Origin of the sequence: Streptomyces sp. NPDC052114 (genome assembly GCF_040680155.1) — a bacterium.
Lineage (GTDB): Bacteria > Actinomycetota > Actinomycetes > Streptomycetales > Streptomycetaceae > Streptomyces.
Genome location: NZ_JBFAWC010000031.1, coordinates 23,183 through 37,119 on the forward strand (window position 1 = coordinate 23,183; position 13,937 = coordinate 37,119).

A 13,937-nucleotide genomic window follows, 5' to 3' on the forward strand; every position below is an offset into this window, starting at 1 on the left:
GAATCAGTTCGTCGGCAGACGCCGGGAGTTGAAAGAGCTCCGGGCCGACATCGACCGGGCCGGACTCGACACCCTCTCGGGCCGCAAGGCGCCGCGCGCACGTGTCCTGCTCGTCGCGGGCCGGCCCGGCTCCGGCCGCACCGCGCTCGCCGGGGAACTCGCCCGCCGGCTCGCGGACGACTACCCCGACGGCGTGCTGCGCGCCCGGCTCACCGAGCCCGACGGCACCCCGGTGCCCACCGAGCGGACCGCCCGCGAACTGCTCGGCGCCCTGGACGTCCCCGCGCCGCCCGGCGCGGACGAGGACCACCTCGCCGAGACGCTGAGGGACGCCCTGAAGGACCGCCGCGCCCTGCTCGTCCTCGACGACGCGGCCGACGCCGAACAGGTCGACCCGCTGCTTCCCGACACCCCCGACTGCCTGGTCGTCGCGGTCTCCGAGGGGCCCCTCACCGGCATCCCCGACGTGCGGCCGTGCACCCTCGGCGGCCTGGACAAGCCGGCCGCCGTGGAACTGCTGGCCCGCGCCGCGGGGCCCGTGCGCATCACCGTCGACCCGCGCTCGGCGGAGTCCCTGGTCGAGGCGTGCCAGGCGCATCCGGCCACCCTCGTGCTCGCCGGGGGCTGGCTCTCGGTGCGGCCCAAGGCCGCCGTCGCCGACCTGGCCAAGCAGCTGCACGACCTGCCCGACGAGGGCTCGGCCCTCGCCCGTGTCTTCGCCCACACCTACGCCTCGCTGCCCGCGCCCGCCGCGCGGATACTGCGATTCCTCTCCCTGGCCCCGGCCGGCCACGTCGACCCGCACACCGCGTCCGCCCTCGCGGGCTGCTCGGTCTCCGCGGCCCGCGCCACGCTCGACGACTTCGTCGGGCTCGGGCTCGTGCGGGCCGTCGCCTCGCCGCTGCCGCAGTACGAGGTGCCGGGGTGTCTGGTGCCGCTGCTGCGGGCCCGCACCGAGAGCCAGGACCGGCCGGCCGAGGTCCAGCTGGCCAGGGCCCGGATGCTGGAGCGGACCGTGCGCCTGCTCCAGTCGTGCCGGGCGGTCACGGAGCCCGACGGCTCGGCCGCCCGCAAGAAGCTCGCCGGGCTGCCGCGCGCGCTGCGCTTCCCGAGCCCCCGCGCCGCCTGCGAATGGCTGCGGCTCCGGGAGCCCGCGCTGCTCGCCGCCGCCCGCCTCGCGGTCGCCGACGGGGAGCTGGACACCCTGGCGCGGCGCCTGATGGCGGCCCTGACCCGGGCCCTGGTCGCGCACCGCGGCACCGAGGACGCCGCGGCGGAGCTGTACGGCATCCACCAGCTGGTCCTGGACGTGGCCGAGCGGCGGGACCTGCCGCGCGAGCAGGCCGCCGCGCTGCTGAACCTCGCGGATCTGGACGCGCGGACGGGCCGGACGCAGGACGCGCTGGCGCGCTATCGGGCGGCGCTGGACGCGGGGCGTGCGGCCGGGGATCCGTACGCCACCGGACGCGCGATGGAATCCGTAGGCGGCGCCTACCAGGAGCTGGGGGACTGGCAGCGGGCCGCGGACTGGTTCGGGCGGGCGCTCGCCCAGCGGCTCGCCCGCGGCGAGCGCGTCGACGCGGCCCGCCTCTACGGCCGGATCGGCGCCGTGCACACCTACGCGGGGCGCTACGGGGAGGCGCTGCGCAGCTGGAGCTCGGCGGTCACCGGGCACCGCAAGAACGGCGATGTGGCCGCCCAGGCCCGGGCGTTGAGCGAGATGGCGCGCGTGCAGGAGTACGCCGGGCGGCCCGAGGAGTCCCTGCGCACCTGCCAGGACGCCGTCGAGTGGGCGCGGCACGCCAAGGACGTACGACTGCAGGCCGCGCTGCAGCTCCGGCTCGCGGACACCCTGGAGCGCCTGGGCGACCCGGCGGCGGCCCGGCTGCACCGCGGCGCCGCCGAGCGCATGCTGGGAACGGAGCTCCCGGAGGATGCGAGGCTTGAAACGAACGGTGGAGCACCGGCTTCCGCCTACGAAATCCGTAGCGCATCCGCAGAAGATTGAAGCATTGGAAGGCTAGACAGCGAGAAATCCTTCATTAGACTGGCTCCGCCGCGCACTTCCGTGGTGTCTCCCGCTGCGCCCTCGTGTGCACCGGTCTGTAACGCATTGCCCGAAACATCCCCTGAGCCAAGGACCGTGATCGACGATGAAGGTCGGCATCCCCCGCGAGGTCAAGAACAACGAGTTCCGGGTGGCCATCACCCCCGCCGGTGTGCACGAGCTGGTGCGCCACGGCCACCAGGTCGTCATCGAGCGGAACGCCGGCGTCGGCTCCTCGATCACGGACGCCGAGTACGTCTCGGCCGGTGCCAAGATCCTGGACACCGCCGACGAGGTCTGGGCCACCGCCGACCTGCTCCTGAAGGTCAAGGAGCCGATCGCGGAGGAGTACCACCGCCTCCGCAAGGACCAGACCCTCTTCACCTACCTGCACCTGGCCGCCTCCAAGGAGTGCACGGACGCGCTCCTGGAGTCCGGCACGACCGCCATCGCCTACGAGACCGTGGAGACCGCGAACCGCGCGCTCCCGCTGCTCGCCCCGATGTCCGAGGTCGCGGGCCGTCTGGCCCCGCAGGTCGGCGCCTACCACCTGATGGCCGCCAACGGCGGCCGCGGCGTCCTGCCGGGCGGTGTCCCCGGCGTGGCCGCGGGCAAGGCCGTCGTCATCGGCGGTGGCGTCTCCGGCTGGAACGCCGCGCAGATCGCCATCGGCATGGGCTTCCACGTGACCCTGCTCGACAAGGACATCAACAAGCTCAAGGAAGCCGACAAGATCTTCGGCACGAAGATCCAGACCGTCGTCTCCAACGCCTTCGAGCTGGAGAAGGCCTGCCTGGAGGCCGACCTCGTCATCGGCGCCGTCCTCATCCCGGGCGCCAAGGCCCCGAAGCTGGTCACCAACGAGCTCGTCTCGCGGATGAAGCCGGGAAGTGTCCTTGTCGACATCGCGATCGACCAGGGCGGCTGCTTCGAGGACTCGCACGCCACCACGCACGCCGAGCCGACCTTCCCGGTCCACGGCTCGGTCTTCTACTGCGTCGCCAACATGCCCGGCGCGGTGCCCAACACCTCCACCTATGCGCTGACCAACGCGACGATGCCGTACATCGTCGAGCTGGCGAACCGCGGCTGGGTCGAGGCCCTGCGCCGCGACCCGGCGCTCGCCCTGGGTCTCAACACCCATGACGGCAAGGTCGTTTACAAGGAGGTCGCCGAGGCCCACGGTCTCGAGCACATCGAGCTGGAGTCGCTCCTCGGCTGACCCGGGTGACCGACTCCGGTCGGTCTCCGACACTTTCGTCAACGAAAGTCGTCAATCTCACGCCAGCGGCCGGACCTTGAGAGGGGTCCGGCCGTATGCGTATCCGCGCAGACACGCTCAACTGGCCTTGAACGTAACCCTTTAACCGTTTCGCCCACCCCTGAAACGTGCCGACGGCACGCCATACGCCCTTGACATCAGGGTGTTCCTTTGCCGACACATCGGGTCCGGTCCGGCGGATTGTGTTGCTGTGGACCGGTGACACGCCATAGAGTCGCCAACCGTCGGCATGGTGCCACGCTGACCTATCGAGAAATTTCCTGGTCACCAAGGAGGTAAGACGACTTGTGAATGAGTCGACATTTGCTCCCGGGGGTGGTCAACCAGGAACGTCTGAGCGGGACCAGGGGCCCGTGGGGCTCGAGGCCGTCGGCTCCGTCGCTGTCCGCACCTTCGAAGCCCGGCAGAGCCCCCAGCCGACACAGCAAGTACCCCAGAGCATGGATGGCCATCACGTGAACGCCATGGCCGGCGACCGGAGTGGCGATGACACCCACACCCACCTCGCCGACTACGAGGAACTGCCCCAGGGGCACTTCTACGACCCCGACGCCGAGTACGAGCCCGACCCGGAGTACGCGGCGACGCTCGCGCCGGACGCGGCCCGTCAGCGCCGCGAGCGCATCGGCCCGACGGGGCGCCCGCTGCCGTACTTCCCGATCCCGGGACCGCTGACCGACCACGGTCCGGCGAAGATCATTGCGATGTGCAACCAGAAGGGCGGCGTCGGCAAGACGACGTCGACCATCAACCTCGGTGCGGCCCTCGCGGAGTACGGACGCCGTGTCCTGCTCGTCGACTTCGACCCGCAGGGCGCCCTCTCCGTGGGCCTCGGGGTGAACCCGATGGAGCTGGACCTGACGGTCTACAACCTCCTCATGGAGCGCGGCATGTCCGCGGACGAGGTGCTCCTGAAGACGGCGGTCCCGAACATGGACCTGCTGCCCAGCAACATCGACCTCTCCGCCGCCGAAGTGCAGCTGGTGAGCGAGGTCGCGCGCGAGTCCACGCTCCAGCGGGCGCTCAAGCCGCTGATGCAGGACTACGACTACATCGTGATCGACTGCCAGCCCTCGCTCGGCCTGCTCACCGTGAACGCCCTGACGGCCGCTCACAAGGTGATCGTGCCCCTGGAGTGCGAGTTCTTCGCGCTGCGCGGTGTGGCCCTGCTGACCGAGACCATCGAGAAGGTCCAGGAGCGGCTCAACCCCGACCTGGAGCTCGACGGCATCCTCGCGACCATGTACGACTCCCGCACGGTGCACAGCCGCGAGGTGCTCGCGCGCGTGGTCGAGGCCTTCGACGACCACGTCTACCACACGGTCATCGGGCGGACGGTCCGCTTCCCGGAGACCACGGTCGCCGGTGAGCCGATCACGACGTACGCGTCCAACTCGGTGGGCGCGGCAGCCTATCGCCAGCTCGCCAGGGAGGTGCTCGCCCGGTGTCACGCCGAGTGAGTCTGCCCGGGGCCGACGAACTGTTCCGTACGACCGGGGGGATGGCGCTCCAGTCGTCGTCGCCGCGACGCCAGGCGAACGGCGATGCGAGGGTGCCCGCGCCGGCGGGTGAGAGCGACGAGACCGCGGCCTCGGCCGAGGACGCGGCGGCGCAGGGCGACGGCGGTGAGCCCGCCGAACACGCGGCCACGGACGCCGAGGCGGGCGCCGAGTCGCGCAGCCGGGCGGCGGGCGCCGCCGAGGGCGAGAAGAGCGCGGGACGCCGGTCGGCCGGGGCGCAGGAAGGTTCGGCCACCCAGGGCTCCGGCAAGTCCGGCGGCTCGTCGACCGCGCAGGCGCGGCGGCGGGCGCGGGCCGCGAACCGGCGGCCCAGCGGGCGGGAACGGCACGACGAGAAGATCACCGTGTACGTCTCCGCCGAGGAGCTGATGGACCTGGAGCACGCGCGGCTCGTGCTGCGCGGCGAGCACGGGCTCGCGGTGGACCGCGGGCGGATCGTGCGGGAGGCGGTGGCCGTCGTCCTCGCCGATCTGGAGTCGCGCGGGGACGCGAGCATTCTCGTGCGGCGGCTGCGCGGGCGGTAGGGGTAGCGTTCACTGGCGATGCGCCTGAACGAAGACTCCGTACCGCCTGCCCGGCGTCGTGCCCTGGGCCGGGGGCCCGGTACGGCTCCCGCGGAGCCGGAGGCCGCGCCCGCGGCCGGGGACGCGCCGTCGCCCGCGGCCCCTGCGGTGTCGTGCCCGCCCGTTCCGCCGAGCGGAACGCCCGCCCACGACCCCGGCAGCGACTCCGCGGAGCTCCCGGTCGAACCCGACGACGGGCGGTTCAAGGTCCGCCTCGCGAACTTCGAGGGGCCCTTCGACCTCCTGTTGCAGCTCATCTCCAAGCACAAGCTGGACGTCACCGAGGTCGCGCTGTCCAAGGTGACCGATGAGTTCATGGCGCACATCCGGGCCATGGGGGCCGACTGGGACCTCGACCAGACGACCGAGTTCCTCGTCGTCGCGGCCACCCTGCTCGACCTGAAGGCGGCCCGGCTGCTGCCCGCCGCCGAGGTCGAGGACGAGGCCGACCTCGCGCTCCTCGAAGCGCGGGACCTGCTGTTCGCGCGGCTCCTGCAGTACCGCGCGTACAAGCAGATCGCGGACATCTTCAGCGGGCGGCTCGACGAGGAGGCGCGGCGCCACCCGCGGACCGTGGGCCTGGAGCCCCACCACGCCGAACTGCTGCCCGAGGTCGTCATCAGCATCGGGGCGGAAGGATTCGCCAAGCTGGCCGTGAAGGCGATGCAGCCGCGCGCCAAGCCGCAGGTGTACGTCGACCACATCCACGCCCCGCTGGTCTCCGTGCGCGAACAGGCCGCCGTCGTGGTCGCGCGGCTGCGGGAGCGGGGCGAGCTCAGCTTCCGGGTGCTCGTGGAGGACGTGGGGGAGGACACCCTCACCGTCGTCGCCCGTTTCCTGGCGCTCCTGGAGCTGTACCGCGAGAAGGCCGTCGCCCTGGACCAGGAGGACCCCCTGGGGGAGCTGATGGTGCGGTGGACCGGCGGTGACGGCGACGAGGCGCCGACCGTGACCGACGAGTTCGACCGGGCCCCCGAGCCGGCGAAGGACGAGGAGAAGGCATGAGTGCGCTGAGCCCGGCGGGCGATCTCGCCGGCGCCGTCGCGGAGCTCGAACTGCGGCCCGCGCTGGAGGCCGTCCTGATGGTGGTCGACGAGCCGGCCACCGAGGAGCACCTCGCGAAGATCCTGCAGCGGCCCCGGCGCCAGGTCGCCGACGCGCTGCGGGCGCTGGCCGACGAGTACACCGTGCAGAAGCGGGGCTTCGAGCTGCGGCTCGTGGCGGGCGGCTGGCGGTTCTACTCGCGGCCGGAGTACGCGGCCGCCGTGGAGGGCTTCGTCCTGGACGGGCAGCAGGCCCGGCTCACCCAGGCGGCCCTGGAGACCCTCGCGGTCGTCGCGTACCGTCAGCCGGTCAGCCGCTCCCGGGTCTCCGCGGTGCGCGGGGTCAACTGCGACGGCGTGATGCGCACGCTCCTGCAGAGGGGACTGGTGGAGGAGGCGGGCGCGGAACCCGAAACAGGTGCGATCCTGTACAGGACGACGAACTACTTCCTGGAGCGGATGGGCCTGCGCGGCCTGGACGAGCTCCCGGAGCTCGCGCCCTTCCTCCCCGAGGCGGACGCGATCGAGGCGGACACGCTGGAAGGGGTTCCGTCGTTCGACCCGGACGCACCCGATGCGCCGGGTGTCGAGTACACCGAGCACACAGCCGACTAACGGAAATTTGATGCGAAGCAGCAGCGGCAGGAACAGCAGCGGAAACAACGGCGGGAGCCGTGGTGGCAACAGCGGCGGCCGCGGCGGGAACGGCGGCGGCCGCGGTAACCACCGCGGGGCCGGCAACAACCGCGACGACAAGCAGGGCGGCGGCGGCCGTCCGAAGAAGCCGCGTCCGGAGGAGCGGCGTTACGACGTGGGCCCCGGCGGTACCCAGGACGGCCCGAAGTCGGGCCGCGGCGCCTCGGCGCGCGGCGGTGCCAAGGGTGGCCCGCGGCGCGGCCAGCAGTCCGGCGGCCGCACGGCCCCCTCGCGTTCGCGTGAGTACGAGACGCGGGCCGAGGAGCGCAACCGCGAGCGGTACGCGGGCAAGAAGGACGTGAAGCTCCCCAAGACCTTCCCGGGTGCCGAGCAGGAGGGCGAGCGGCTCCAGAAGGTGCTGGCCCGCGCCGGTTACGGCTCGCGCCGTGCCTGCGAGGAGCTGGTCGACGAGGCCCGCGTCGAGGTCAACGGCGAGATCGTCCTGGAGCAGGGCCTGCGCGTCGACCCCGAGAAGGACGAGATCAAGGTCGACGGCCTGACCGTGGCCACGCAGTCGTACCAGTTCTTCTCGCTCAACAAGCCCGCCGGTGTCGTCTCCACCATGGAGGACACCGAGGGCCGCCAGTGCCTCGGCGACTACGTGACCAACCGCGAGACGCGGCTCTTCCACGTGGGACGGCTCGACACCGAGACCGAGGGCGTCATCCTGCTCACCAACCACGGCGAGCTGGCGCACCGCCTGACGCACCCCAAGTACGGCGTGAAGAAGGTCTACCTCGCGCACATCGTGGGCCCGATCCCGCGCGACCTGGGCAAGCAGCTCAAGGACGGCATCCAGCTGGAGGACGGGTACGCCCGCGCGGACCACTTCCGCGTCGTCGAGCAGACCGGCAAGAACTACCTGGTCGAGGTGACGCTGCACGAGGGCCGCAAGCACATCGTGCGGCGCATGCTCGCCGAGGCGGGCTTCCCGGTCGACAAGCTGGTGCGGGTGGCCTTCGGGCCGATCACGCTGGGCGACCAGAAGTCCGGCTGGCTGCGGCGTCTGTCCAACACCGAGGTCGGCATGCTGATGCAGGAGGTCGACCTCTAGGCGCCGGGCTTCTGGAAGGCGACTTCCGAAAGTCGCCCTCCGCGCGACGGCACCCCTTGCGTGGGTCACCCCCCTCTCTTTATAGTCAACTGGACCATAAAGAGAGGGGGGTGATCGTGCATGCAGGGATACGACAAGTACGCCTTCGAGCCCTTCGCCGTCACCGTCGATCTGGCCGTGTTCACCATCCGCGACGGCGCGCTGCACGTGCTGCTCGTCGAGCGCGGCCAGGAGCCGTACGCGGGCCGCTGGGCGCTGCCCGGCGGGTTCGTGCTCCCCGACGAGTCGGCCGAGCGGGCCGCGGGGCGCGAGCTGGCCGAGGAGACCGGGATCGCGGACGTCGGCCGGCTCCACCTGGAGCAGGTGCGCACCTACAGCGAACCGGACCGCGATCCGCGCATGCGGGTCGTCTCCGTCTCCTTCGCCGCGCTCGTGCCCGATCCGCCCGAGGTCACCGGGGGCGGCGACGCGGCCCGCGCGGCCTGGCTGCCCTACAGCCCTGCGACCTACCGTCCGCTCGCCTTCGACCACGACCGGATCCTCGCCGACGCCCACGACCGGGTCGGCGCCAAGCTGGAGTACACCGGGCTCGCCACGGCCTTCTGCGCCCCCGAGTTCACGCTCGGCGAGCTGCGCCAGGTCTACGAGGCGGTATGGGGCGCCGAGCTCGACCCCGCCAACTTCCGGCGCAAGGTCGTCGGCACGGCCGGGCTCGTCGAGGCGGTCCCCGGCGCGGCGCGGCTGACCGGCGGGCGCGGCAAGCCCGCGGCGCTCTTCCGGGCGGGCACCGCCACCACCCTGCACCCGCCGCTGCTCCGGCCCGCCCCGGAAGGACCCACGCCGTGAAGCGCGCCGCCACCGGATCCCTGCTGGGGCTCGCCCTCGGGGACGCGCTCGGGTTCCCGACCGAGTTCAACGACGTCCCGTCGATCCTCGCCAAGTGCGGGCCCTGGCGGGAGATGGAACTGCCGAAGCCGGCGTTCATCACGGACGACACCCAGATGACGCTGGCGCTGTGCCGGGCCATGGAGGCCGCGTCCGCACGCGGCGTGTGCGGCCCCGAGCGGTTCGCGCTCCTCACGCGCCGGGAGTACGTCGCCTGGAACGAGTCGCCGGACAACAACCGCGCCCCGGGCACCACCTGCATCCAGGCCTGCGAGCTGCTCGCCGACGAGGAGCGCGCCTGGGCGGACGCCAGCCGGCTGCACTCCAAGGGCTGCGGCGCCAACATGCGCGTCGCGCCCCTCGGCCTCGCCCCCGGTCTGAGCGACGAACAGCGGGCGGGCGCCGCCCAGCTGCAGTCCGCCCTCACCCACGGCCACCCCACGGCGCTGGCCGCCTCCGACCTCACCGCGCACGCCGTGCGGCTGCTCGCCGAGGGCGCCGAGCCGACCGGACTGGTCGGGCTGCTGCGCTCCTACGCGTACGAGAACCGCGAGACGTACCACGAGCGCTGGCTCGGCGAGCTGTGGGCGCGGGGCGGCGCCGCGACGCCGGAGGCGTTCATCGCGCCGGGCTGGGACGAGTGCCTCGGGGTGCTCGAACGGCTCCAGGACGCGCTGCGCTCGCCCTCGCCCGAGACCGATCCGTGTCTGGCCACCGGCGCGGGCTGGATCGCCGAGGAGGCGCTCGCCACCGGGCTGCTGTGCTTCCTGCTGTTCGTCGACGAGCCGGTCACCGCGCTGCGCAGGGCCGCCTGCACGTCGGGCGACTCGGACTCGATCGCGTGCCTGGCGGGCGCCTTCGCGGGCGCCCACCTCGGGGCCGACGCGTGGCCCGCCGCGTGGACGGCGCGTATCGAACACCGGGACGAGCTGCTGGCGTTCGGCGCGCTCTGGGATTCTTGAGCCATGACTTCCGACCTGGGTCTCGACGTCGACCTGAACGCCGTCGTCGCCGAGCAGAGTGACCCCCTGCTCTTCGCGACGGTCTCGGGCGCGCATCTGTACGGCTTCCCGTCCCGTGACTCGGACGTGGACCTGCGCGGTGTGCACCTGCTGCCGGTGGCCGATCTGGTGGGCCTGCGGGAGCCGGACGAGACCCGGTCGCGGATGTGGGACCAAGGCGGGGTCGAGATGGACCTCGTCACGCACGACCTGCGCAAGTTCGTGCGGCTGATGCTGCGGCACAACGGCTACGTCCTGGAACAGCTGCTCTCCCCGCTGGTGGTGCACACCACCGACGCCCACGCGGAGCTCGTCGCGCTCGCGCCGACCGTGCTCACCAGCCACCACGCCCACCACTACCGGGGGTTCGCGAGGACGCAGTGGCGGCTCTTCGAGAAGAACGGCGGGCTCAAGCCGCTGCTCTACACCTTCCGGGTGCTGCTGACCGGCATCCATCTGATGCGCGGCGGAGCCCTGGTCGCCCATCTGCCCACCCTGTCGGGGGAGGTGCCGGAGGCGCCCGCCTATGTGCCGGAGCTCGTCGCCGCCAAGGCGGAGGCCGAGCACGGCGGGGCCGACGTGGACCACGCGCGCGTGGCCGCCGACGTGGCGCTGCTGCACGCCGCCCTCGACGAGGCCCAGGCGGACTCAGCCCTGCCGGGCGTCCACCGCGCGTACGACGCCCTGCACGACCTCGTCGTCCGGGTGCGCCTCCAGGGCTGACGCGCGGCGGGCGCGGAAGAGGAAGTCCGCGACCCGCTCCCGGTCGGGTTCCGCCGGGAGCGGGCTGCGCGGCGCCGCCTCCGCCGCCTCGGCCGCCAGCCGGGCCATCCAGGACTCGACCTCGGGCCAGGGGACCTCGCCGCGCTTGACCGCGAGCAGCGGCTCGCGACGGTCGCCCACGTCGATCGTCAGCTCGCCGGTGCGCAGCAGGTCACGGCAGGACATCAGCAGCCGCAGCAGGTGCATCGCGTGCTTCCAGCGCGGGGCGCCGTGCGTGCGGACGTCCGCCTCCAGCTTCTTGCGCTGGCCCAGCGCGTAGCGCGCGAAGGTGTCGTGGGCCCGGCGCGAGAGGAACGCGTCGCGCAGCGCGAGCAGCTCGCGGCCGGTGTCCGTGAGCTGCTCCACGAGCGGGGAGTGCAGGCACTCCAGGACGTTCGGATTGGCGCGCAGGGCGAGCTCGCAGAAGCGCTCCAGCTCCCAGCTGAACTGTTCCTCCGCCGGACCGTCCAGGTGCGTCGGCGGCTTGTCGAAGCGCCAGAACAGGGGGGTGGGGGCCAGGAAGACGCCCCTGCGGTCGGTGTCGCTGCCCTCCGTGGCCAGGCCGAAGGCGCGCGAGCCCATCACGCAGGAGTAGACGGTGTGGTCGCGTACGAGGGCCAGGTCCCGGGGGTGCATGGGCCGAGCGTACGGGCCGCGGTCAGCCGAGGGTGATCGATTTTCCGGTGACCGTGATCTTCTCCGGGGGCAGCGGGCGCGGGGCCGGGCCGCCGGCGACCGAGGCGTCGGCCACGCGGTACTTGCTGCCGTGGCAGGGGCAGTTGATCGTGCCGCCCGAGACCGTCGAGACGATGCAGCCCTCATGGGTGCAGACCGCGGAGAAGGCCTTGAAGTCGCCGCTCTCCGGCTGCGTCACGACCACCTTCCTGTCCTTGAAGATCTTGCCGCCGCCCACCGGGATGTCGGAGGTCTTCGCCAGCTCCGGTCCCGCGGGCGGCTTCGTGCCGGGGGACGCGGAGGTCCCGCCGGACCCGGATGCCGTCGGCGACCCCGACCCCGACCCCGACTCCTGAGTCCCGGCGCCCTCGTCGCCGTACTTGCTGCACCCCGCCGCCAGCGCCGCCGCGCCCGCGGCGAGGACCGCCCGCCGTGACGCCCGCCCGCCGCCGCTCACGTCGTCACCCCGAACGTACGGAAGAACCACAGCGCCGACGTCAGCCAGATCACCGTGAGCGCCACGAAGACCAGACCCGCGACCACCGGGAGCAGCCACCCCGGCAGCCGCTCCGCGCGCAGCAGCAGCATCTTGGCGGTGAACGCCCCGAAGAAGAAGCAGCCGAGCAGCGAGTGCCACATCACGCGGGTCGAGTACGTCTGGTAGCCGAGCGCGTAGAGACAGTGCACCGCCACCGGGACGGCGACCAGGAAGGCGATCCGGCCCGACCAGCGGTGCAGCGCCGCCGACCAGGACGGGCCCGGGATCCTGCCGTACAGCATCAGCGCCGAGACGACCTGGAGCAGCGCGAAGCCGAACGCCGTCGTGGCCAGCCAGGACTTGACCGCGCTCGTGCTGCTGAACCCCGCGAGGTTGAAGGCGGTGCCCTCGGGGTCGTGGACCTTGCCGTACGCGCCGAGGCCGACCGCGACGGCCGCCGCGACCAGCGCGGGCACGAGGTAGCGGGCGGCGCCGGGCTGCCGCGCACCCGCGTGCGGGGGGACGGGGAAGCCGCCCTGGGTGGGGGCGTTCGGGTCGACGCTCATGCGGGCTCCCTTGCGGCGGTACGGGACTGCGGCGGTGCGGGCTACGGCTCCACGGGCCGGGCGGTGATCTCGGCGCCGTCGACGCGGACGGTGCCGGTGTCCGGGTCCAGGCGCGGGGCCTTCGCGGGCTCGCCGTCGCGGTTGAGGATGCCGACCTGGCTGCCGTCCCGCAGGACGATCCAGCCGCCGTCGATCCTGGCGCCGCGCACCTCGGTGGTGGCGCGGTAGAGCCCCGAGGGCTTCTCGGCCTTCCTGGCCGTGAACCGGGAAGTCTCTTTGTCGACGTCGACCGTGCCGCGGACCTTCTCGCCGGCGATCCGGCCGGTCAGCTTCGCGCCGTGCTTGCCGGTCAGGCGCATCGAACCGTCGTCCTCGACGTCGCCCTTCAGCCAGGACTCCGTGTCGCGGCCGTCGCAGAAGTACGCGATGGCCCGGCCGTCGCGCACCGAGATCGAGACCGCCGAGGTGTCGTCGTCCGTGCGGCCCGCGTACTCGGCGTCGGCCGGGGGCTTCTCGGCCGGGCTCTCGCTCTTCGTGGGTCCGCTCTTCGTGGGTGCGGGGGAGGGCTTCGGCGAGCTCTTCGTGGGGGAGGGCTTCGGCGTCACCGTGCCGGGTGCCGTGCCTCCGTACGACGAATTGCCCGTCCCCGTGGTCGCGTTGAGCGACAGCATGAACAGGGCGAGCAGCAACCCGCCGAGAAGGGTGAGGAGCGGACCTGAGCGCTTCATGGAGCCTCCCCCGAGGCGCGGCACCTGCCGACTCCATGCAAGCGGACCCGCCCCCGCGCGTCCATAGCCCAACGGCACCCCATCGGCCCAAGTGGCGACAGGGGGTGATTCGGGTGACATTGACATGGTCTGAGGCCCGGCCTCCCACGGCACGGGCCCGGCCACTCTCTGAAAGGCGTGACCATGGCGGGTAACGATCTGGGCAGCCTTCTCGGCGGCCTTCTCGGCGGTGGCCAGGGCGGCGCGGCCGGCGGCGGGGGCGGGAACATCCTCGGCTCGCTGCTGGGCGGACTCCTGGGCGGCGCGGGCGGCGGCGGTCAGGGCGGCGCAGGGGCCGCGGGCGGCAATCCGCTGGGCGGGCTGCTCGACATGATCACGAAGTCCGGCCTGGTCGACCAGGCACAGCTCGACTCCTGGGTCGGCAAGGGCGACAACCAGCCGCTCACCCCCGACCAGGTCAAGGAGGCCGTCCCCGACGAGACCCTCGACAAGGTCGCGAACGAGGCGGGCGTCAGCCGCGACGAGGCCGCGGGACAGATCGCGGAGCAGCTCCCGCAGGTCGTCGACAGGCTGACCCCCGAAGGGCAGGTCCCGACCGAGTCCCTGGAAGACATCATCAAGCAGCAGCGCCTCTGAC

15 protein-coding genes are annotated in these 13,937 nt (G+C 72.6%); 11 read left to right on the forward strand and 4 right to left on the reverse strand.

Features of this window, described 5'->3' with window-relative positions; all coding sequences use genetic code 11:
- Positions 1 to 28 precede the first annotated feature (28 nt).
- The 10 genes from AB0L89_RS39215 (at position 29) to AB0L89_RS39260 (ending at position 10,814) form a co-directional block, all read left to right on the forward strand.
- Positions 29 to 2,008, forward strand: a complete 1,980-nt coding sequence (locus AB0L89_RS39215) for a tetratricopeptide repeat protein (RefSeq protein ID WP_365152518.1) — start codon at positions 29 to 31, stop codon at positions 2,006 to 2,008.
- A gap of 145 nt (positions 2,009 to 2,153) precedes the next feature.
- Entirely contained in the window at positions 2,154 to 3,269 is a 1,116-nt protein-coding gene (ald, locus tag AB0L89_RS39220) for an alanine dehydrogenase (protein ID WP_365152416.1), read from the forward strand.
- A gap of 413 nt (positions 3,270 to 3,682) precedes the next feature.
- The gene (locus AB0L89_RS39225; RefSeq protein WP_365152419.1) at positions 3,683 to 4,789 is read left to right on the forward strand and encodes a ParA family protein; all 1,107 of its coding nucleotides are present in this window, start codon (positions 3,683 to 3,685) and stop codon (positions 4,787 to 4,789) included.
- Positions 4,774 to 5,373 carry a hypothetical protein gene (locus AB0L89_RS39230; RefSeq protein WP_365152421.1) on the forward strand — a complete coding sequence of 200 codons (600 nt, stop codon included), beginning with the start codon at positions 4,774 to 4,776 and terminating at the stop codon, positions 5,371 to 5,373. Before AB0L89_RS39225 ends, AB0L89_RS39230 begins: the two co-directional genes overlap by 16 nt.
- An 18-nt stretch (positions 5,374 to 5,391) precedes the next feature.
- A complete protein-coding gene (locus AB0L89_RS39235; RefSeq protein ID WP_365152423.1) occupies positions 5,392 to 6,417 on the forward strand; it encodes a segregation/condensation protein A in 1,026 nt (341 codons plus the stop codon).
- Positions 6,414 to 7,070, forward strand: coding sequence for an SMC-Scp complex subunit ScpB (gene scpB, locus AB0L89_RS39240; RefSeq protein ID WP_365152425.1), 657 nt, complete (start codon positions 6,414 to 6,416; stop codon positions 7,068 to 7,070). The genes AB0L89_RS39235 and scpB overlap by 4 nt, the downstream gene beginning before the upstream one ends.
- 10 nt (positions 7,071 to 7,080) lie before the next feature.
- Positions 7,081 to 8,205, forward strand: coding sequence for a pseudouridine synthase (locus AB0L89_RS39245; RefSeq protein ID WP_365152427.1), 1,125 nt, complete (start codon positions 7,081 to 7,083; stop codon positions 8,203 to 8,205).
- Between the two features lie 120 nt (positions 8,206 to 8,325).
- Positions 8,326 to 9,051, forward strand: a complete 726-nt coding sequence (locus tag AB0L89_RS39250; protein WP_365152429.1) for an NUDIX domain-containing protein — start codon at positions 8,326 to 8,328, stop codon at positions 9,049 to 9,051.
- Positions 9,048 to 10,052 carry an ADP-ribosylglycohydrolase family protein gene (locus AB0L89_RS39255; protein WP_365152431.1) on the forward strand — a complete coding sequence of 335 codons (1,005 nt, stop codon included), beginning with the start codon at positions 9,048 to 9,050 and terminating at the stop codon, positions 10,050 to 10,052. The genes AB0L89_RS39250 and AB0L89_RS39255 overlap by 4 nt, the downstream gene beginning before the upstream one ends.
- A gap of 3 nt (positions 10,053 to 10,055) precedes the next feature.
- Entirely contained in the window at positions 10,056 to 10,814 is a 759-nt protein-coding gene (locus AB0L89_RS39260) for a nucleotidyltransferase domain-containing protein (protein WP_365152433.1), read from the forward strand.
- Here AB0L89_RS39260 and AB0L89_RS39265 read toward each other — a convergent pair.
- Genes AB0L89_RS39265 through AB0L89_RS39280 form a run of 4 tightly spaced genes read right to left on the reverse strand, consistent with a single transcriptional unit; the run spans position 10,740 to position 13,300 of the window.
- Positions 10,740 to 11,489: a nucleotidyltransferase domain-containing protein gene (locus AB0L89_RS39265; protein WP_365152435.1), complete on the reverse strand. Its 750-nt coding sequence runs from the start codon at positions 11,487 to 11,489 to the stop codon at positions 10,740 to 10,742. The two genes, AB0L89_RS39260 and AB0L89_RS39265, sit on opposite strands and share 75 nt — an antisense overlap.
- 22 nt (positions 11,490 to 11,511) lie before the next feature.
- Positions 11,512 to 11,985, reverse strand: coding sequence for a Rieske (2Fe-2S) protein (locus tag AB0L89_RS39270; protein WP_365152437.1), 474 nt, complete (start codon positions 11,983 to 11,985; stop codon positions 11,512 to 11,514).
- On the reverse strand, positions 11,982 to 12,572 hold the full coding sequence (locus AB0L89_RS39275) for a DUF6529 family protein (RefSeq protein WP_365152439.1): 591 nt from the start codon (positions 12,570 to 12,572) through the stop codon (positions 11,982 to 11,984). Before AB0L89_RS39275 ends, AB0L89_RS39270 begins: the two co-directional genes overlap by 4 nt.
- 41 nt (positions 12,573 to 12,613) lie before the next feature.
- Entirely contained in the window at positions 12,614 to 13,300 is a 687-nt protein-coding gene (locus AB0L89_RS39280) for a hypothetical protein (RefSeq protein WP_365152441.1), read from the reverse strand.
- 183 nt (positions 13,301 to 13,483) lie between these two features.
- Between AB0L89_RS39280 and AB0L89_RS39285 the strand changes: the two genes are divergently transcribed.
- The gene (locus AB0L89_RS39285) at positions 13,484 to 13,936 is read left to right on the forward strand and encodes a YidB family protein (RefSeq protein ID WP_365152443.1); all 453 of its coding nucleotides are present in this window, start codon (positions 13,484 to 13,486) and stop codon (positions 13,934 to 13,936) included.
- The last annotated feature ends 1 nt before the right edge of the window (position 13,937 follow it).

What these genes read in the sequence shown, in the direction of transcription:
- ald (WP_365152416.1), top strand. Translation starts at nt 2,154, where the DNA reads ATGAAGGTCGGCATCCCCCGCGAGGTCAAGAACAACGAGTTCCGGGTG.
- AB0L89_RS39235 (WP_365152423.1), top strand. Translation starts at nt 5,392, where the DNA reads ATGCGCCTGAACGAAGACTCCGTACCGCCTGCCCGGCGTCGTGCCCTG.
- scpB (WP_365152425.1), top strand. Translation starts at nt 6,414, where the DNA reads ATGAGTGCGCTGAGCCCGGCGGGCGATCTCGCCGGCGCCGTCGCGGAG.
- AB0L89_RS39245 (WP_365152427.1), top strand. Translation starts at nt 7,081, where the DNA reads ATGCGAAGCAGCAGCGGCAGGAACAGCAGCGGAAACAACGGCGGGAGC.
- AB0L89_RS39250 (WP_365152429.1), top strand. Translation starts at nt 8,326, where the DNA reads ATGCAGGGATACGACAAGTACGCCTTCGAGCCCTTCGCCGTCACCGTC.
- AB0L89_RS39260 (WP_365152433.1), top strand. Translation starts at nt 10,056, where the DNA reads ATGACTTCCGACCTGGGTCTCGACGTCGACCTGAACGCCGTCGTCGCC.
- AB0L89_RS39265 (WP_365152435.1), bottom strand. Translation starts at nt 11,489, where the DNA reads ATGCACCCCCGGGACCTGGCCCTCGTACGCGACCACACCGTCTACTCC.
- AB0L89_RS39275 (WP_365152439.1), bottom strand. Translation starts at nt 12,572, where the DNA reads ATGAGCGTCGACCCGAACGCCCCCACCCAGGGCGGCTTCCCCGTCCCC.
- AB0L89_RS39280 (WP_365152441.1), bottom strand. Translation starts at nt 13,300, where the DNA reads ATGAAGCGCTCAGGTCCGCTCCTCACCCTTCTCGGCGGGTTGCTGCTC.
- AB0L89_RS39285 (WP_365152443.1), top strand. Translation starts at nt 13,484, where the DNA reads ATGGCGGGTAACGATCTGGGCAGCCTTCTCGGCGGCCTTCTCGGCGGT.